19 protein-coding genes and 1 pseudogene are annotated in these 19,010 nt (G+C 51.5%); 8 read left to right on the top strand and 12 right to left on the bottom strand.

Annotation, left to right across the window (positions count from 1 at the left end):
• Nucleotides 1-60 precede the first annotated feature (60 nt).
• Nucleotides 61-276, top strand: a complete 216-nt coding sequence (locus tag FIV35_RS14925; protein ID WP_003171680.1) for a hypothetical protein — start codon at nt 61-63, stop codon at nt 274-276.
• On the opposite strand, the gene yacG is transcribed toward FIV35_RS14925, so the two are convergent.
• From yacG to FIV35_RS14905, 4 genes are read right to left on the bottom strand one after another with little or no spacing between them, the layout of a single operon-like run.
• A complete protein-coding gene (gene yacG, locus FIV35_RS14920) occupies nt 273-473 on the bottom strand; it encodes a DNA gyrase inhibitor YacG (protein ID WP_034136927.1) in 201 nt (66 codons plus the stop codon). The two genes, FIV35_RS14925 and yacG, sit on opposite strands and share 4 nt — an antisense overlap.
• Complete coding sequence (gene coaE, locus FIV35_RS14915; RefSeq protein WP_034111714.1) at nt 470-1,096, bottom strand: dephospho-CoA kinase; 627 nt, start codon at nt 1,094-1,096, stop codon at nt 470-472. Before coaE ends, yacG begins: the two co-directional genes overlap by 4 nt.
• The gene (locus tag FIV35_RS14910) at nt 1,093-1,959 is read right to left on the bottom strand and encodes a prepilin peptidase (protein ID WP_034136928.1); all 867 of its coding nucleotides are present in this window, start codon (nt 1,957-1,959) and stop codon (nt 1,093-1,095) included. Before FIV35_RS14910 ends, coaE begins: the two co-directional genes overlap by 4 nt.
• Nucleotides 1,956-3,164, bottom strand: coding sequence for a type II secretion system F family protein (locus FIV35_RS14905; RefSeq protein ID WP_034136929.1), 1,209 nt, complete (start codon nt 3,162-3,164; stop codon nt 1,956-1,958). Before FIV35_RS14905 ends, FIV35_RS14910 begins: the two co-directional genes overlap by 4 nt.
• Nucleotides 3,165-3,367: 203 nt before the next feature.
• Here FIV35_RS14905 and FIV35_RS14900 point away from each other — a divergent pair, with 203 nt between their 5' ends.
• Nucleotides 3,368-3,781 (top strand): pilin, encoded by a 414-nt coding sequence (locus FIV35_RS14900; protein ID WP_034095835.1) that lies wholly within the window; start codon nt 3,368-3,370, stop codon nt 3,779-3,781.
• A gap of 35 nt (nt 3,782-3,816) precedes the next feature.
• On the top strand, nt 3,817-5,217 hold the full coding sequence (locus tag FIV35_RS14895) for an O-antigen ligase family protein (protein WP_034136930.1): 1,401 nt from the start codon (nt 3,817-3,819) through the stop codon (nt 5,215-5,217).
• Between the two features lie 537 nt (nt 5,218-5,754).
• On the opposite strand, the gene FIV35_RS14890 is transcribed toward FIV35_RS14895, so the two are convergent.
• Nucleotides 5,755-6,030, bottom strand: coding sequence for a helix-turn-helix domain-containing protein (locus FIV35_RS14890; protein WP_034136931.1), 276 nt, complete (start codon nt 6,028-6,030; stop codon nt 5,755-5,757).
• A 193-nt stretch (nt 6,031-6,223) separates the two neighbouring features.
• Here FIV35_RS14890 and FIV35_RS14885 point away from each other — a divergent pair, with 193 nt between their 5' ends.
• The 4 genes from FIV35_RS14885 (at nt 6,224) to FIV35_RS14870 (ending at nt 8,409) form a co-directional block, all read left to right on the top strand.
• Nucleotides 6,224-6,610 carry a hypothetical protein gene (locus tag FIV35_RS14885; RefSeq protein WP_034136932.1) on the top strand — a complete coding sequence of 129 codons (387 nt, stop codon included), beginning with the start codon at nt 6,224-6,226 and terminating at the stop codon, nt 6,608-6,610.
• 34 nt (nt 6,611-6,644) lie between these two features.
• Nucleotides 6,645-7,322: a hypothetical protein gene (locus FIV35_RS14880; protein WP_052198911.1), complete on the top strand. Its 678-nt coding sequence runs from the start codon at nt 6,645-6,647 to the stop codon at nt 7,320-7,322.
• Between the two features lie 12 nt (nt 7,323-7,334).
• A complete protein-coding gene (locus FIV35_RS14875) occupies nt 7,335-7,841 on the top strand; it encodes a hypothetical protein (protein WP_052198912.1) in 507 nt (168 codons plus the stop codon).
• A gap of 250 nt (nt 7,842-8,091) precedes the next feature.
• Complete coding sequence (locus tag FIV35_RS14870) at nt 8,092-8,409, top strand: hypothetical protein (protein WP_034136933.1); 318 nt, start codon at nt 8,092-8,094, stop codon at nt 8,407-8,409.
• A 307-nt stretch (nt 8,410-8,716) separates the two neighbouring features.
• On the opposite strand, the gene FIV35_RS14865 is transcribed toward FIV35_RS14870, so the two are convergent.
• From FIV35_RS14865 to FIV35_RS14835, 7 genes and pseudogenes are all read right to left on the bottom strand, one after another.
• On the bottom strand, nt 8,717-9,487 hold the full coding sequence (locus FIV35_RS14865; protein ID WP_146374998.1) for an E2 domain-associated cysteine-rich protein: 771 nt from the start codon (nt 9,485-9,487) through the stop codon (nt 8,717-8,719).
• Nucleotides 9,484-11,034 (bottom strand): nucleotidyl cyclase domain-containing protein, encoded by a 1,551-nt coding sequence (locus tag FIV35_RS14860; RefSeq protein WP_052198913.1) that lies wholly within the window; start codon nt 11,032-11,034, stop codon nt 9,484-9,486. Before FIV35_RS14860 ends, FIV35_RS14865 begins: the two co-directional genes overlap by 4 nt.
• Nucleotides 11,035-11,106: 72 nt before the next feature.
• Nucleotides 11,107-12,030, bottom strand: coding sequence for a TIR domain-containing protein (locus FIV35_RS14855; protein ID WP_052198914.1), 924 nt, complete (start codon nt 12,028-12,030; stop codon nt 11,107-11,109).
• A 313-nt stretch (nt 12,031-12,343) separates the two neighbouring features.
• A pseudogene (locus tag FIV35_RS29890) lies at nt 12,344-12,612 on the bottom strand (transposase); the annotation flags it as partial.
• A 346-nt stretch (nt 12,613-12,958) separates the two neighbouring features.
• A complete protein-coding gene (locus FIV35_RS14845) occupies nt 12,959-14,341 on the bottom strand; it encodes a hypothetical protein (protein ID WP_146374996.1) in 1,383 nt (460 codons plus the stop codon).
• A 3-nt stretch (nt 14,342-14,344) separates the two neighbouring features.
• Complete coding sequence (locus FIV35_RS14840; RefSeq protein WP_034136934.1) at nt 14,345-15,502, bottom strand: UvrD-helicase domain-containing protein; 1,158 nt, start codon at nt 15,500-15,502, stop codon at nt 14,345-14,347.
• On the bottom strand, nt 15,492-16,922 hold the full coding sequence (locus FIV35_RS14835; RefSeq protein ID WP_034136935.1) for a protein kinase domain-containing protein: 1,431 nt from the start codon (nt 16,920-16,922) through the stop codon (nt 15,492-15,494). Before FIV35_RS14835 ends, FIV35_RS14840 begins: the two co-directional genes overlap by 11 nt.
• Before the next feature lie 285 nt (nt 16,923-17,207).
• Between FIV35_RS14835 and FIV35_RS14830 the strand changes: the two genes are divergently transcribed.
• Nucleotides 17,208-19,010 (top strand): KAP family P-loop NTPase fold protein, encoded by a 1,803-nt coding sequence (locus FIV35_RS14830; protein WP_034137086.1) that lies wholly within the window; start codon nt 17,208-17,210, stop codon nt 19,008-19,010.

Raw genomic sequence — 19,010 nt, 5'->3', positions numbered from 1 at the left:
ATCAAACACCCTGTGTCACGGCAGGCCCATGCTCTGGGAAATTTTCCAGGAGTGCGGATCATGAGTGTGTATGAGTGGGCACGGCAGGAACTTCGCAGAAGCCAGGACGCGGCACAGGAGATCGGTTTCGATCCGGGCCTGACCCTGCGCGCCATGCTGAGCGCCGTCGTGCAGCAAAGCAAGGGCGTGCGCAGTTTCGAAGACCTGGCCGACGAGCTGCAGTACCTGGCAGAAAACCTCGACGACCAGCAGGAATACGCCTTTATGCGCCCTTAGTGGCGGGGTGGGAGGTCTTCGGAGAACAGTTCGTCTTCTGCATCCGGGGCCACGGGGATATTGTGTTCTTCGGCGGCCCAGGCCCCCAGGTCGATCAATTTGCAACGGTCCGAGCAGAATGGCCGGTTGGGGTTGGTCGCTTTCCATTCCACGGGTGCGCCGCAGGTTGGGCAGTCGACGGTCAAGGGTTGGCTCATGATCGGCCTCCACGCAAAGTAAGGTAAAAGTGGTGCAGTCGCTCGACTTCGCTGTGCAGCCAGGCGAGGTCTCTGTCATTGACCAGTACGTCGTCGGCATGGTTCAGGCGGTCTTCGCGGCTGGATTGGGCCTTAAGAATGGCCTGCACCTGCTGCTCGCTGATGCCGTCGCGCTGCAGGGTACGCTCAATTTGCAGCGATTGCGGCACGTCGATCACCAGAATGCGTTGGGTCATGCTGTACTGACCAGACTCGATCAGCAGCGGTGACACCAGAATCGCGTAAGGCGAGCGCGCCCGTGCCAGGTGGCTGCGAATTTCTTCGGCAATCAAAGGATGCAACAGCGCTTCAAGCCAGCGGCGTTCCTCCGGCACTTCAAAGATCAGTTTGCGCAGTGCGCTACGGTCCAATTGGCCGTCGGGCAACAGCACGCGATCGCCAAAGTGCTCGGCGATGCGCGCCAGCGCGGGACGGCCTGGCTCGACCACCCAGCGTGCGGCGTGGTCGGCGTCCACCGCATCGATTCCGAGATCGATAAAGTGTTGGGCTGCCGCGCTTTTGCCACTGCCGATGCCGCCGGTCAGGCCGAGTATCCAGGGGGTTGGAACAGAAGAAGTGCTCATTGGAAACCGACAGACTGCAAATAGAAGTCGGTTATTTGACCACCCCAGAGCAATGCAATCCAGCCGGCAATCGCCAGATAGGGCCCAAATGGCATTGGCGTGGACACCTGGGCCTTGCGCACGCGCATCAGTATCAACCCGGCAAATACCCCAACCAGTGACGCCATCAAGAGGGTCATCGGCACGATTTGCCAACCGCCCCAGGCCCCGAGCAGGGCCAGGAGTTTGAAGTCGCCGTAGCCCATGCCGTCCTTGCCAGTGATCAACTTGAACAGCCAGAACACCGACCATAGGCTCATGTATCCGGCCACCGCTCCCCATACGGCGTCGGACAACGGCACCAGCAGTGCAAAGCTGTTGACGATCAGACCCAGCCACATAAGCGGCAGCACCAGCACATCCGGCAGTAACTGGTGGTCGGCGTCGATCAGGCTCATCGCCAGCAAGCCCCAAGTCAGCAGCAATACTGCCCCGGCCTGCCAACCAACGCCAAAGTGCCAGGCCACGATCACCGACAACAATCCGCAGGCAAGTTCGGTGAATGGATAGCGCAGGCTGATCCTTGCCTTGCAGTGAGCGCAGCGGCCCTTGAGGATCAAATAGCTGAGCAGCGGAATATTTTCCCAGGGGCGGATCCCATGATCGCACTGAGGGCAGCAGGAATTTGGGCGCATCAGGTTGTAGGTCGGCCCGACGGGTTCGGCCGGCAAGCCAAGTACTTCATGGGCCTGGGCACGCCACTCCCGTGCAAGCATCTTCGGCAGGCGCCACACCAGCACATTGAGGAAACTGCCCACGATCAGCCCCAGCACCGAAGCCAGGGCGACAAAGGCCCATGGGGATTCATTCAGCAGTAGGATCAAAATGCGCTCCCCAGTTGGAAGATCGGTAAGTACATGGCAATGACCAACGCCCCGACGATGCCTCCCAGTACGACCATGATCAGCGGCTCCATCAGGCTGGTGAGGTGATCGACCTGGTTATCCACTTCGGTTTCGTAGTGGCTGGCGACTTTTTCCAGCATGAAATCCAGCGTGCCGGATTCTTCGCCGATTGCCGTCATCTGAATCGCCATCCCTGGAAACAGACCACTGGTGGCCATGGCGTGATTCAACGGCATACCTGTGGAAACATCGCGACGCATATGCTCGATTGCCTGTTTGTAGGGGGCGGAGCCCGCGGCACCCGCCACTGAATCCAGGGCCTGCACCAGCGGAACCCCCGCCGCGAAGGTGGTTGAAAGCGTACGGGCGTAGCGAGCCACGGCCGATTTTTGCAGCAGTTTGCCTGCCAGCGGTGCTTTCAACAAACCGGCGTCCAGCCAATGGCGAAAGATTGGCGATTTTCGACATGCCTGACGCAGGCCAATAACCCCCACACCAAGCCCCAGCGCGACGATCCACCAGGCATGTTGCATGAACTCCGACAGGGCGATAACGGCGAGGGTGAAGCCCGGCAGCTTACCGTCCACTCCTGCGAACAGGCTCTGGAACTGCGGCACCACATGCACCAGCAGCACGCCAGTGACCAGCCCGGCCACGACTACGACCGCGATGGGGTAGGTCATGGCTTTTTTGATCCTGGCTTTGAGCTGCTCGCTCTTTTCGCGATGAACCGCCAGGCGCTCCAGCAGCGTCTCAAGCGCGCCGGCCTGTTCGCCGGCCGCTACCAAATGGCAGTACAGCTCATCGAAATAACGCGGGTGATTGCGTAACGCTTCAGTCAGATTTGTGCCGGCGGCGACCTGTTGTCTCAGGCTTTGCAGCAGTTCACCCACAGGCGGCTTCTCGACACCTTCGCTGATCAGATCGAAGGCTTGCAGCAGGGGAATACCGGCCTTCAGCAACGTGGCCAACTGGCGGGTGAGCAAGGTTATGTCGGCGGCTTTAATCGGCGCGGCCAGGCCTGGCAGCCGTGGGATTGACTTGCGCACACGGCCGGGGCGGATGCCTTGTTGGCGCAGGTGCGCCTTGACCACGGCAGGGCTGCGTCCGGTGCTTTGGCCGGACACCTTGCGGCCTTTGCGGTTGATGCCTTCCCAGGTGTAAAGCGTTACAGCGTTGTTCATGTCACGGTTCCGCGCGCAGGTCGTTGAAGTTTTTCAAAGCTTAGTCACGGGTTGAAGTCGGGCAGGCTGTGGTGGTGGATAAAATGTCAGAATGTGCGTCATGCAGGCGATTGACCACCGGCGGATGAGTACACTGGCGCCGCTGCACAACGCGGGGCGCAGGAAGCGCCTTGTCATGAGTTCTATTCTGGAGAGTGAGAGTGATGCGTCAGAAAGGTTTTACCTTGATCGAGCTGTTGATCGTCGTGGCAATCATCGGCATTTTGGCCACCATTGGCCTGCCCATGTACACCACCCATCAGGCCAAGGCCAAGTTCACCGCCGGCCTGGCTGAAATCAGCGCATTGAAGGCCGGGTACGAAGACACCCTCAATCAGGGCACCGTACCTACCCTGGCATTGATCGGCGGCACCAGCCCTACCGCCAATTGCAAAATCGAGGTGACAGGGGACGTTGCAACGGGCGCGGGCGATATCCGTTGCGAGATCCTCGATGCACCGGCGCCCGTACTGGGCAAGAGCATTGTGCTGACACGCAACGCCACCAGCGGCTGGACCTGCACCACCACGGCCGAGGCCAAATACGCCGGCAAGGGCTGCGGCGCCGGCGGCGCTTAGCGGTGCCTGTACCCACAAGGACGTTGAGGTAACCGATGGTGTTATCCGTACAGCTGCGCGGCAGTATTTTCCTGGTGGTGACGGTGTGCCTGTTGGTGGTGGGGATTTGTGCACCGTTCAGTGGGCACGATCTACAGCGGGTCATGCAGATTGCCATCGGGTTTTGTGCGGTGCTGTACGGAAGCTCGATTACCCCGACCGAGCCCTGGGTGGATCGCCAGACGGCATGGGGGCTGGCGCTCATCGTGGGATTGGGCCTGGCGTCTTCGCTGCTGGCCCATCAGCCGCTTTGGGCGCTGACCGAGATGGCGCTGTTCGTCAGCAGCGCGGCAATCGCGTTAGCTTTTGCATCGCTGCGCCGTTACGGCGGCGAGCCTTTGGATCGTGTGCTGCTGCTGATCGTGGTGTTGCTGTGCCTGATCAAAACCCTCCAGTACCTGTACGCCGGCGTGCTTGCGTTCGCCAGCGGCGGGCACACGATGAACCCTGATCTGCTGTTATCCAGCTTTTCCAACAAGCGCTTTTATGGCCAGTTTCAGACATTCACGCTGCCGCTGTTGGCGTTGCCTTTGCTGTTACCCACAGTCTCTCGCTCATTGCGGGGGATGGCATTTGCGTTGCTATGCGCCTGGTGGTTGATCGCGATCAGCGGCGGTACACGCGGCACCTGGCTCGGCATGGCGGTGGCGGGCATGGTCGTGGCACTGATCGGGCCATGGGGGCGGCGTTGGTTGGGTTGGCAATTGGCGGGGATGCTGAGCGGCTTGTGGATCTACTGGCTGCTGTTTACGGTGCTGGCGACCTATCTGGGAATCGACACCTCCAATGACGCCAGCGACCGCCTCACCACTTCGCTGTCGGGGCGCGGCCCGATCTGGTGGCAGGGTTGGCACATGCTGACTGAGCGGCCATGGTTAGGCTTCGGACCGATGCACTTTGCCGATATTGCCAACAAAGTTGCTGCCCATCCGCATCAGGCTGTTTTGCAGTGGGCCAGCGAATGGGGCGTGCCGTCGACATTGTGCGTGGCGTTTTTGGCGGCGCGCAGTGGCTGGGCCACGATTGTCGTGCTGCGTGAGCGCGCGCAGTTCAGCGAGCGTGCGGATCTACTGCGCTTATGTCTGTTCGCGGCGTTGGTCGGTGCGCTGACGCAGTCCATGGTCGACGGTGTGCTGGTGATGCCCACGTCCCAGGTTTGGCTCGCGCTGGTAGTGGGCTGGCTGATGGCGCTGCACCCTTGGCGCACACCTGTAACGGCGTCATGGCCGTTGGCCTGGCGCGCATGGAAGTTGTTGAGCGCGTTGGCCATTGCATTGCTGGTATTTGTCGCGCTGCGCGATGTGCCCCATATCAAGCAGGCCCAGCGACAGTACCTCGACACCCTGGGCAGCTACCTGCAACCGCGTTTCTGGGCGCAGGGTGTTATCGCCCGCTGAAGGCCGCGAGTTGCCGGACGCCGGATGCGGTGCTAGCTTTAGTCCACCGCCCGTGTAGCTCAGCCGGTAGAGCAGCGCACTCGTAACGCAAGGGTTACTTAAGAGGCCCAAGAAAATGCGATGATGTAACTCATTGATTTTTTTAGGCTTCCTTATTTTACTTTATGGCATTTTTCAGTAAGAAAAAATGCGTTACCGATTTTCGTTATTTCTACCAGTTTAGTCTTAATTAATTGCTCCAAGGCGAGTAACTGATTTCCAGGTTGCACCTTTTCTTGTTCTGATTTTTAGTCAGTATGACTCAGCAACCGTAAGTTGGTATGAGCGATCAGCCATTCATCATCCAAGATGGTTTTCCGCAATTTTGAGTTCAATGTCTCGATTTAACGTGCTTTTCATGCACGTTTGCCTTTCCCGGCTGACCTTTTCGTAATCACAGGAGCGGAAAGAATCTCGAGTGAAACTCGAATTGTGGAAGCGCCATCAACGTCGCGCTCCCGCGCACGGAAGCTGTCATTGATGCTCTGACAGCTTCTTTTAAGCGAGGTTTGGCAGCTCTGTCAGCACCGTCTTCAGCAGTTCCGCTGGCGCGACTCCGTCTTTCAGCTCATAACATGCTACTAGCAATGTCAGTGGATGAACGCCCATCCGCACAGCGATGCTATCTATCTTTGCGAGCGAAGGATTTTTGACGGCCCGTTCAAGTTCAGAAATATATGTCCGACCACTGATACCCACAAAATCCTCTTGTGTCATGTTGCGCGCCAAGCGCACTCGTTTGATTGCTACTGCTAGCGCCTCTGAAATATCCATAAAATTCCCCCTGGACAACAAAAGGGAGATATGGCAACAATGCACGCTAAAGCACTACACGCTATAGCGTGCGAATATTTGATAATTTCCAGACTTCCTATGAGTTGCGGCGAATTCGGCTATTCAAATTTTGATGATTTAATTTAACTAAATTATTTAAGTGTCAATATTACTGACGTGATAGGTGAGCAACTTGAAGACAGAGCTGGAGCGAGACCTGCTGAAAATTTTCCCAGAGATTTTTGGCGTGACTGGGAGTGATCCTGAGGACTATTTGTGGGGGATTGACTGCGGTGACGGGTGGTGGTTTTTGATCTACTCGCTTTGCCGAGAGTTGCAAGTTCATGTTGATCGGGCGGGTGTCGATCAGATCGTGGCATGCCAGATAAAACAGAAAATGGGGATTCTCAGATGTGCATTTTCGACAACGGACGAGTATTCGCAGGGTGTAATTGCCGCAGTCGTAGCTATGTCCTATGGCGTATGCGAAATGTGCGGCAATAAGGGTCAGTTGGCGCGAGGGAAGAAAGGTTATGTTCGAGTGTTATGCCCTAGCTGCCGTGCCGCAAATCCGGATTGAATGTTGGGCGACATAACCCCAAGTAGAGGTAAGTATGTTCCAGACTAATTCCGATGACGCTCTGAGCGTGGCCGGTTGTCACGATGGCAACAAGAAAAATTGGCATTGTGTGTCACACCCGATAGGCATGCCCTGGTTCTATGTAAGGGAGCACTTACCGGCCGATAATTTTTTGGGTAGCCCCACCTCTAAAATGATTATGACTTCCAGTATTGGGGGGCTCGATCGGACCTTGAGTGGAAAGAATAAAGGCCGCCGGATTGAGAAAATCCAGTTGATCACGGCTTGCATTGATGACTCTCCGCTTAAGCCAGATAGTCAGCTAGGGGTCGTGACGCGTATAACACGTTTTAATAGCGGCCGTGGAGAAGCACCCCGGTACTTGGTAGAGAGTACGGAGGGGATCGTGTTAGACGGTCCACTTGATGGTGCTTGGGGACGCTGTAAGCAAAAAGTGCTTATGGATGTATTCAACTCGGGTTCCCACGCTACAGCATCTACTGATGAGGATCGGACCACACGAGAGGTGCAGAAAAACGTCATAATTCAAACTGTTGACTTGTTCCAAGATAATGTCGGGAAGGCTTGTGAATGGTGGGCTCGCAAAAATCCTCAGCTGGGTAACAAGGCGCCCAAAGACCTCATAACTGAGGAAGAATATCTACTTCTCGCTGATCTCGTCGGTCGAATTGAACGCAACGCATTAATCTAAGGACGAATTCACATGGCAGATTTTTCGACACTGATAATGGCAAATCATCCGGATTTGATTGCACGATTAAAACGACACTTTGAGGCAGAGTATGTACTAAAGGACGGGCGCAGTCCCCTACGAGTGTTGAAGGCTTTAGTTTCGTCCCCAAGATTGGCAGATTTTTACGTGCGTGATTTTAATAGCGATGGCCACGTCCATGTGGGAGATAGTTTCCTCGACAAATTTACAATGCTTGCCGACATGCGGCAAAAGACCTATGGATTATCATTGCATCGTTGGAATGAAGTTTCATCCAAGGCAGTAATGGTATCGAATTACGACTTTAGAGACCTGTCGGTTACGCGCATTCAAGTATGGCCATTTGATCCGCGAGACCTACATTTAGAGTCTTTAAAAGTGGCAGTGGCGGTATCGTACACGGCGCTGGAACTCGTACGTGAGCCGAGGATTGTCGGAGCGCTTAATGAGCTGCTACTGACATATAACGTTCAAGCAGATCCGGACGAGCTATGCTGACGGTAGGCGTGACTAATATTTTCGAGGGTCAACGGTAGTACTTACAGCGGTGAAACGAAGCCTACCTGAATAGAATATCCCCTATCGTTTCTTAGATTGTGTCTTTGAGCCCTCCATCAAGTCGCCTAGGTTTTCAGTTAGAATGCGTACAAATCCTATCAATTGGGTTGCCTTCTGAGGACAATGGTACGCCCCTGAGTCTTTCACCACTTATGAATGGTCATTCAGCCAAAGCATACGAGACATTTGCATGAAAGAGAATTTGAGCGAAGAAGAAATGCGCCATGCGCTTTTCGGCACGACGATCACTGAGGTAGCGCCGGAATCTCATGATCTACGGATCCAGTCAGAGCAACAGCAAACGTCGAAAGCCCGGCGGGCCCCGACAGCTCGCTCTCCAAAGTTGAGAGTGACACTCAGTGTTACCTCTCAGTTCGAGGGTAAAGTAGAGACCTTCATTTACGAAGCAAGTACGCTGAGTACGCTTATTGCTGAGCAGGAAGCGAAGGCCGAGGCGAAGAAGCATAAATTTAGATATTTTGAGTTGGTATCGATAGAATCCATCTAGCTCTCTCTTGCGTGGTTGAGCCTTATTGCGAGAGTGATCAATCGTCGGGAGCCGTGGTTTTATTCGCCATTGGAGGTCATAGCTCTACCCATGAAACTGTAAGTGCCGGAAGCTACTATGTCGTCATCTTGGCTCGCCACCGGCATTCATTCATTACGTCTTTTGAAATGCAGGCTTATTGATACGATCGTTGCTAATCGAATGCTCCGACTACTGCGGTGAACTGCTTCTATCTAAATCAGCGCGGTGAATCACAGGAATTTTTTTTCATGAATGGCGGTCAGGTCGGACGCAGTATCACTGTTGGTCAAGCGAGCGGACAGTTATCGCAAGTTCCACAGCAAATCTTATTTTGCATAATGTCCCAGTAACGCTTTTCTTCCAGGTCCCATTCATACAGAGCTAGCACTAGCTCTACTGCTTGCGCTGCATGGTCAAGACATTTTCGGAGCGCTTTAGGACGTCGTCGCCCTGAAATTCCGCAGATGCATTTCCTGCTGTGATTCGCGACTTTTTTTGTAGCTTCCCAAACTCGGTATAGGCATTCACCATTTTGGAGCAATTCAAGAATTGCACGGCCCTTTGAGTACCTACGCCTAACCGTAAGCAAGCGCGAGGACTGCGCGTTCGCCAGGTTTTTACCCAGTACTTTTACAGCCGCCTGCACCCGCATCTGATGGCGCGCAGCATTGCCATGTGCCCAAGCCTTGTCGTTTGGCCACTTGCGCAGCCCCTTCGCTCTCTCCTGTAGTTTCAAAAACTTGTAAACGGTCTCCATCCAGGCGCGAGCCGTCGCTTCGTCCTCAATCGTTAAAGAATGAACTGGTGAGTAATTTAGGCAGAAGGTGCCGTCTGAGTTGATGTGCCTTTCCGGGCAAAATGGAGGTAAGTGCTCGGAAATCTCCTCACGTACCGAAACAATACTGTCTAAATCGCGAAGTTCTAAGACATAAGGTATTGTCCGGCCATCAACCAGTTGAACAGGCAACTTCAAAATGCCTGCTTGGTTGGGAAATTGAGCGCAGGAGCCCCCGTAATCGGGAGCAATCTGCGTAAGTAGGTGAAGTGCTGTGCTCAACGCAAGCCTACTTCTTCAAGCCCACCAGTCATGTAAGGCTCAACAACGCGCTCGTCTGACTTGATGATTGCAGGAGAGCCAGCATAAGCAGCCACACGAGCATTCTTTGCCGACTCATCCCCATCGTCAGCCAATGCTTCTGTGGCTTCTACGTAGTCTAGATTGGCAACTTTTTTACGAGTACCAAAAAGCTTTTTTACCGCTTCAGAGCCAGCGTCATATGCCGCCTGGCCGATTGCAGTTTCATCACCCTTACAGGCGCACTGACGATTCTCCGACTCAATGACTTTGCGACCAATCGCGCAGCGTATGCGATCAGCGTGCCGTCCTAGGCGAGTAACTGAAACTGGGCCGAGGTCAAAACCGATGGCCAGCCCTAGCTTGCCGCTTTCGTATCCGAACTCCTTCAGTCGATCAATAGAGAGATTGAAGCTGCTTCGCAGTGCACCCGCGAGCCGCGTGGACTCGGACACAGATTTTTCTTCATCAGTGTTCTGCGCTGTACCCTCGCAAGTGAGCGCTTGGATGCAGTCACCGATGAACCGCACTCGACGCCCTTCAAAATCGGACGTTACTACCCGCTCCATTTCTGCTCGAAGCACGTGCAGCGTACGGACTACATCCTGTGCGTTGTCTTCGATGTTATCGGCAACGTAGGCCGTGAAGCCGTCAATATCCGCATACAGGCTCACCATATCCTGCCGTTTAGAATTGGCAGGCGTGAGCGCCATGATGTCCATGTCGCAGAGCGGTGGTGTCTGACGCGAAAACTGAAAATTGCCGATGGGGTTCTCTTTCAAATCCTCGCGCCACTCTTCCACGATGTTTTCTGCGGTCACATCAAGCTTCGCAGCGTCCTGGCAAACTTTTACCTCATCCTTAGAGAGAGGCGACTTTTCAGGGGCGTCTACCTCTTTAAGGTCTACAGCCGCTCGGGCCGCATTGGTGAGATAAATGCCGCGGGTGGTATTGTTGCTCGCAAGTTTGGCAGCATGGTTCGCCGGATCGCCAAGGAATAGGGGTTCACGATAACCATTGCGGCCGTTATTGACTGCTAGTGCCAAGCCACTATCGATGCCGATACGAACCTTCGCAGCTGGAATTTGTTGATCATCATCGCCCGTCTCAGCTAGAACATCGACGATCAGTTGCGCGGTGGCAACTGCGCGCTGCACGCGCTTCTTCTCTGCGTCTGTCTCGCTGTTGTAGGGTTTGGTGAAAAGCGCATGCAGACGTTGGCTGTGGAAGTCCACACGACGCCCGTCAACACGGTCCAGAATGCGTTTAACCGCTCGGTAATGCTGGTCCAGGAAGCGCAGCGTCCGTTTATGACAATCTGTACCTTCGACCGCCGTAATGTTTAGCATGTCGCTCAGATTTTGGATATCCGCGTAAAGGTGCACACCATCAACCCTATACGCAACGTTCGTCGGAATCGATACCAACGACATGTCGCGAACATAGTCTTTGATAGTGACACTCTCTACGTCTTTCAGTTTTTTGTTGATGTGCTCAAGCGCCCGATTATGGTTCCAGTTCTTGCTCATTATCCTCTCCCCAATCGGTACGAATTCTGCGTACCATTTATTTGAAGCAGCCTTAAGGCAGGTCCCTGGAAATTACTTCGGGCCCAGTTCGTTGAAAATTTCTCGCATTTGGTTGCAGGCAGGGCCAAGACGCGAGGCCAAATCCTGAGCCGAGCGCGTGCTGTATCCGATAGTAGTGATGCCTTTGAGGTCTGACGGAAGCCGTACCTCGTCGCCACGCGGCTCAACGAGAAATGAACGAGGGCGGCCGAGACGGCCGACGAAAAGTCCAAGCTCGAAAATGACGTTGTCGCGCGGAGCACCTTGCTCCTCCCCTCGGCTTTCAACGAGGTCATCAGGCGTCACGATAGCGATCGCAAAATCGCTTTCGTCGAGCTGTTCTTCAAGGCTGTCTAGAGCGTATTGCGATGCCTTAAAGGTGCCCTCAGTCCAAATTTTTACGAAGAACTTATCGTGCTGAAACTGGTTTTGGATTTCTCGCGCTACTGGCAGGGCCTCGGTAGAACAGATAATGAAAACGAGCGCCGCTTCATGAGACGGCCGCACGTGCTGATTTCGCTGGGTAAGCCGTTCCACAAGTTGCTTGGTTACATGACGCCAGACTGACGGGTGATTGTCCGCCGCAGATTTGAAGTCTTGTGCAGAAACCTTCAGTGCTAAGGTGAGTTCCGTAGCAACGACTGTTGCAGAGCGGGTCGCTGTGGGCACCAGTGCAGACATTTCCCCAACATGATCCTGTGGCCCGCGAGTAGCAACTTTGCGATCATGCACTCGCACTTCGACTGCACCAGTGATGATGAAATAAACGTCTGAATCTTGGTCCCCTTGCGTTATGAATTCGCGATCTTTCTCAATCTGAACGAGTTCTCCAACTTCGGCAAACCGTGTTGCTAAATCCTCCTTTCCCAAAACCAAGCGCTGCTCCAGAAGCACTTCAATCAATGAGGCTCGGCCTGCCGAGCCTGTAAAACGGTCAATCATCTGAGGGCTTGTCATCTAATTTTTGTCCTTGTGAAAATGAACGCCGATAGAGACTATCTGGGGGTGGCAAATGGCCTTTCAAGAGCTAGGGTCAAAAAAATGTCAAAATTATAAAATGGCGCCAATTTATTGGCTATTTGGTTTGGTTCGTGCGGATTCCGAAATTTTTCTCTTGGCTAATGATCAGCAATACAGGTTGTGAAAAGCCCGCGTGGGCAGCGCGGGCTAGATGATTTCTTAGGAGCGGGATCAACGTAATCAGACGCTAGTGAAAATTGTGAATAGCGTCTGTCATTTTTCAAAAATGCCCCGTTAGCCACATCAACTAGACGTTGCGGTCGGCCTCGCGCTCAATCCTGTGGGTGGACTGAATCCGAGGTAGCCGTAGATATAGATTTTCAGCAACTTCGCTGTGTGGTGGGCCGTTCGGCCGGTTGCGGCAGGATCGGCGCCCTCAAATCAAAGTGCGCCCCAGTCGAATTCATCGACGAAAACATCGGCCACGCGCACTGGATTCTCCTCGACTACGTAATCGTCCAAGCACTCCGACAGTAAGGTGAATGGTGTCCGAGGCTTACCTTGGATGAATCGTTTCATAATCGCTCCCGCTACGATTTCAACCAAATATGTTTAGATGATGCCATCGCGCAGGAGACCTGCTCTGTCAGGGGGGCTGGACTCTGCCATTTGATGAGGGGAGGCGTGCCAGACAGACGCCTCGAACGCCCAGCGGCGAGACTGTGCGGCCGGGTTGGTTGTGAATTTTTTTTTTGGAGGGTGTAGATAGCATCAGAGTACGCGAGGGCGGGATGTCAGGATAGCAGTAGTTAGGCGTTTTAAAGGAAATCACTAATTAAAGTTAGTGTGCCTGTAAATAAAATAGTCATGATTTAAACTGACCCCCTAATCGATAAAGATTAAGGGGGTCGACCTGCGTGCTGTTTTAGCGGTTGCGTTTATTTCTCTTAGCAGGAGTAGTAGGTTTTGATATATTGGCATTGTCGGTGCCAATGGTTGATACATCTATGCCTAGTTTATGTTTGTCCGAGACTTTAATAAATTCTCTTATAAAATCGTATACTAACTCGGCTTGAGGAAATACAGATTCTTCAAAAGGTTTCTCAATCGGCACGTCAAGATTTTGCTGGATTGGGTTTGCCGACTTCATTCTAAGTTGGCAGGTCGCCCCCGGAAAAACTTCAATTGTCAATACTTTAGGTAGTTGCTTAGGGATATCGGCAATAAGTTTTTCATTATCAATGGACGCAATCCATAAGTATTCTGGCCAAGAAATATCACATGGCAATGACTCGGTCCAAGAAAAGTTAGAATTCAGAGTTTTTTCTATACCTTTAGCTGCCCGCGCCCAAGCTATGTCCCAATAAATGGGGCCCGCAAGTCCAGCGAATAACCCAAACCAAACGTAAACGGCTGGAAACAAGCGTGCAGATTCTTTGAGCAAGAAAACATGAGAAGTACCACGGCCTACCAAAAAGGCAGCTAGCGCGATATCAAAAGCTTTACTTGAGTCGTCTTTATAAGACTTTTCATTTATGTTATTCGCGCCTAAAAAATTCCGAAATGCCAGCACTCTGTGTTCGACGGAGTCACTCAGAAGCTCTGTAAAAGCTGTATTTCGAGCAGTTACATGAGGCGACTCAAAAAGCTCATTGGAGGGCGCCGTGATTAGCGATAGAAGTTGCTCCAGGCCCTGAGAATTATCCCACAAATAACCTAGATTTCTCCATACTGGATTGATGTCTATTAGTGATAAAGATCTGTCTAAAAAACGTTTGTCTGACGATAGTATTTTGAGTCTACGTATGCACTCGTCTGTAACTGAGTCGTTCCGATGAGCTACTGCTGATTTTGCTACCGCAAAAGAGAAGGTTGCATTTGCTCTTGATAACGGCAGTATAGAGACTATGGGATCAGAGTCACTCTGTGCCAGTATCTCCCCTATAACTATTGAGGACCATCGATCAGGTCTTTTCCAATAAATGTTACTTGTGTTTTTAGGGCTTTCTACTGCTTTAAAATCATCAGCGCTTACGACTCTGCCGAACTGACTTAGTGGATATGTCTCTGTCGCATAGGTCTTGAGCCATGCAAATAGCTCTGCGGTCTTGGTAGTCGATAAAATTACTAAGGAGGGAGAAGTATACCCCAAGTCCAGATTTTCAGTCGAAAAGCCTAGTACTGCGCCTTGTGAGGCATTAGAAAAAAGATAAGGTGAACTTTCTGTGTTGATACTGTTTCCCTGCATGGAAAATAAAGCGTCAGGCAGATCATCTCTTTGCGAAAAAATATATCTAAGATCTGTCATTTTTCAGTCATCCGGAAAAAGATTATCAAGACCAAAGAGGACAGGCGTAGCAAACGCGCTTTCCATTTTAGGAGTAGTGTCACCAGTTTTGTAAACGTTCAAAGCTGTCTTCGCTCTCGTGACGCCGGTGTAACTCAATGTAGTCCTCCGTAATGGGTATCGACGTAATCCCTCGGCCCCAAATATATGGACGCATCTGAACTCAGTTCCTTTAGAGGCGTGGAGTGTCATGATGTGGATGATCGAGTCACTAGCGAACGTCGCATCTTGATCTACGCCATGAGTACTTATCCGACTGGCAAGCTCGGTTTTAGAGAAATATTCTTTTATTTCTAGTCTATCTTCCTGAGTAGGGCAGAATATACCAAGTGCTTCGCCAGGGAATGCATCTAACTGGATGTTGATAATCCTATGCATTTCGGTAAGTTGATGCTGCCTAGTATCACATGTGTGAAGAATGGCACTTGACGCACCTTGGAGTGCTGGGTCGTAGTTGCATGAAGACTCTAGTAATTGTCCTCCTCTGGGGGGAGGCATCAATTTATCTGCGACTTTTGCGATTTCTTGGCCGATACGGAAATGTTTTGTTAGTTTGTGGGAATCTAAGCCGATTCTATCTGCTATTTCCATCCCATCTTGGTGGTATATACCTTGCCTATCATCGCCGCATACGCAAACTTTATCCGATAGTTCAAGTAATGCTGTCAACTCCCCCACGGAAAGATCTTGAGCCTCATCAACAAAGATAGCACTATACATTTTCTCGGATTGTCTTTCAGCGTTCGCAGCAATTAGCTGCTCAAGAGCTTGCGCTCTCGAGTCATCTCCAAACTCCCCATCATTCCAGCTTAATCTTTGACGAAGGTTGAGATTAACATATTCCGCCGCCCATGAGTGAAAGGTTCTGATTTGATCGGGCTTAACGAATCCTTTAGCGACCGCACCGCTCCTTATAAAATCTGCAAGTGATCGGGTAAATGTAATGAACAGAATATCTTTTTCCCCGCTTCCTACCATCACTTCGGCACGTAGAAGCAATAAGTTAGTTTTCCCAGAGCCAGGTGGGCCAGAAAGTAAATATCGGCCTTCTACAGGTAGTCTAATGAAGTCCTTCTGCGCCTGATCCATTTCTTTTTTACTACGCCACCAATTATTGTTCATTAGTTCCGTCCTTGCTCGCTAGATTGTAGTTATTTAGATTTTCTAGAGGGCCGCCCACGGCGTTGTTGCTGTCAAATAATGTCAAGCCCTCTGCAACTATATTTGAAATATCTTCGGCTATTGCTTCAGCATTAACCTCGCCAGATGACTCAAGCGTTGTAGTGTTTGTTAAGCGAAATAAACATGAGGGAAAATCGTAATTGCCGCCAGCCATTATCATACGACCAGCTAAGAGAACGTTTGCGGTGCTTGAATACAGTCCATCCTGCCACTGTAGCATCATATGTATGGTGATTGTGACCTGCTTGGAACAGTCGAATTGGAATGTCGCTACACCGTGATTGTTGAAGTGTGATACACCATGTTCTAAAGGTAGGTCTGTACCACACGCCGAAATTAGTAGAAATCTAACCTTTTCGATTAAAGTGTTTTGGTGTTTTTGGCGATGAAATTTCAGCACGTTTTCATGTTCAGGTTGCGCTACAGGTCTTGCTTTTATTCGATGTTTTAATGAGGCTAGCCCGGAGCTTCCTTCAGAAGCCCCAAAGTCTTCCCAGCTGACAAGCGCAAGGCGCACACTCAGATCTTTACCTAAGCATTTTGCGGATAAAGATTTTAAATAAGCCAATCGATTAGAGTTAGCATCTTGGAAGCTGGGAGGATGCAACAGCACCGCCTTCGCTACTAGCCATCTATTCCCCGCCTCCATCTCTGCCCGAAAAACGGGCTCTTTCATAATTAAATCGTGTAGCACAGCTCCCACCTGGTACAGATTTAGTCCCTGCCACAAGCTAATTGATGGTTCATCCAACCTGAACAAATATTCAGGGGAGCTATATTGCGCAGTAGCCAAAAATGGGCGCTGATTTCCTTGATCAGTTTCAGCTGCGTCCGGACCAGGATCAAATTCCCGAACCACGCCAAGATCAAGGAGTTTTAAATTAAGCCAGTCTTCAGATACGTGTATGTTTTCTGGCTTTATGTCTCTGTGGACAATTCCATAACTTTCAAGGAATCGAACAGCATTGATTAGCTGGTTAATAAGACTCGATACGCTTTCATCTGGTACATTCTTTAGAACAGCTTTAAGTTGAGGCCACTCCAGGTACTCCATCTCGATTATTGCAGTATCATCAAAATCTTTAATGTCATATGTTTGGACAAGATTTTCACATTCATGATTTATCAACCTTGACTGTAACTTTAGCCGCTCCTTCTCTTTTGAACCCTCCTCCGCGCTTATAAATTTCGGGTCAAAAACTTTGAACGCTCTTATTGATCCGTGCACAGATGCTTTAAATACTGCGGCGGATCCGCCAGCAGCTAAAAATTCCGCCTCGCCCGTTTCTCTACGACTGGTGAGATAGCGAACTAATTTTTCTTTCAGTTCATCTATTTTATCTTGCGATAAATCTGGCATTTCTAACTCCTTTTAGGTGCCTATGACCTGCATAACGGCTGGTCTCAGTGCGCAGTCAGATTGCCATCATCGCCTACCCAAGGCTAGATCTTTGGGTCTATTCCGAATTTTCTGGTTAAGGGGCGTGGTATCTCTGGACCCCCTCTGTCGATATATGATGCCAAAACAATGGCGTTGCCCCGGTTTTTGGCGAATGATAGCGTCTTAACCACGTGGGAATACGCCGACAACTGGAGGGGTGCCCATCGCGATTTTCCTCGTATGACCGCTGGCAGGGAGGCCTATATGTGGGCTGACGTCGATACAAAACAAGATTTCCTAAACTACTCCGAGGTCGCAGATCTCGTCATCGATGTGATCCGTGATCCCAACATGAGGCCAGTGACGGTTGGTGTATTTGGGTCATGGGGCACCGGAAAGTCGACGCTATTGAACTTGATCGAAGATGGACTGAACCCTGACGAGGAACATCCTGAGTTCGTCATCGTTCGATTCGATGCTTGGTTGTATCAAGGATTTGATGATTCACGTGCGGCGCTTATGGAAGTGATTGCGTCCACGTTGATGGATGCTACTCGGTCATCTGCGTCGTTATTCGAGAAGGCTGGAAAGCTCTTTTCCCGAGTAAGGAAAATGCGGTTGCTGGGCCTCATGGTGGAAGGCGGGGCACTGGCGGCAGGTGTCCCCGCTTTTGGGGTCGGCATGAAAGGTATGGAAGCTCTTGGTAAGCTTGTTTCAGGCGACGTTGATAGTGATTCTGTTACGGCATTGAAGGAGGGAGGGGCGAAGGCCAAAGAGCACTTTTCCGGTCTTCTAGAGGACGAAAAGCAAAATACGCCGCCCAAGCAGATCGCCGCTTTTAGGGCAGAGTTTGCGGATGTGCTCGAAGGACTCGACAAGACTTTGGTGGTATTCGTCGATAACTTGGATCGGTGCTTGCCCGCCCAAACCATTCACACCTTGGAGGCGCTTCGGCTATTTCTCTTCATGGGGCACACCGCTTTTGTGGTCGCTGCTGACGAGGACATGGTTCGGCATTCTGTAAGTCAGCACTTCAAAGATCCTGGTGATAGACATGTTACTGACTATCTCGACAAGCTAATTCAAGTACCGGTTCGAGTACCCAAACTCGGCGTTCAGGAGGTGCGAGCTTACCTTTTTCTGCTCTTTGCGTCTGCCGGTGGTCAAACCAACTCCGAAAGCCTTGAAAGGCTGAGAGCGGGGCTTGAGGCGAACCTTCGTGAGGCTTGGAAAGACGAACCGATCAGCACGGAAAAAGCCCTAAGCCTCCTCGGCTCTGATGTTCCTAAAGACGTTGCAGAGGCGTTTCCAATTGCAGATCGAATAGCTTCTATGCTCGCCAACTCGACTTCAATTTCGGGAAACCCTCGAATCGTAAAACGCATGCTCAACGTGATTCGTATGCGTTCTCGTGTTGCGAAAGTCAGAAAAATGCCTGTCAACGAAGCATTGATCGCAAAAGTTGCTTTGTTTGAGAGGTGCATGGAGGAAAAAGCGATTGCTCACCTTTACTCCATTATAAATACCGCAGCGGGCGGGAAGCCTGAGACTCTGGCTTTGTTGGAAACTCTTCTTGAAGATCCTGAAAAATTCAAGGCAGCCTGTCCTGACGTATGGAGAGAAAAGAGCGAGCTGTTGCGGGAGTGGCTGACTCTGGAACCTCCCCTAACTTCGAAAGATCTTCGTCCAATCGTCTACTTGAGCCGTGAAACGACTCCACTGAGGGTCTTGCGCGCAGGCTTGTCGGCGGACGCCGCAAATGCCCTTGGCGTTTTAAAACGAGCAACCAATACTTCGTCTCCAGTGGCAACCTCGGCCGTTAAATCTATACCCGCGCCGGAGCGCAGTCTTGTTATGGCCCAGCTTATTGAGTCGATGCGCTCCCATTCTGATTGGTCCTTGAGGGCACCAGGTTTTGAGGGCGCACAATTGCTCGCAGAGAACTCAGCGGATGCGGGAGGCCTTTTATCTGAATTCATTCATACGGTTATGCCAGGAAAACTCAAACCATGGCTAAGCGCCAAGGTAAAGGGCGCGACCTGGTTTAAACAAAAAGAGTCCAAGTAA

Origin of the sequence: Pseudomonas rhodesiae (genome assembly GCF_007858255.1) — a bacterium.
GTDB classification, from domain to species: Bacteria; Pseudomonadota; Gammaproteobacteria; order Pseudomonadales; family Pseudomonadaceae; genus Aquipseudomonas; species Aquipseudomonas rhodesiae.
This window is presented reverse-complemented; position numbering and strand designations above follow the sequence as displayed.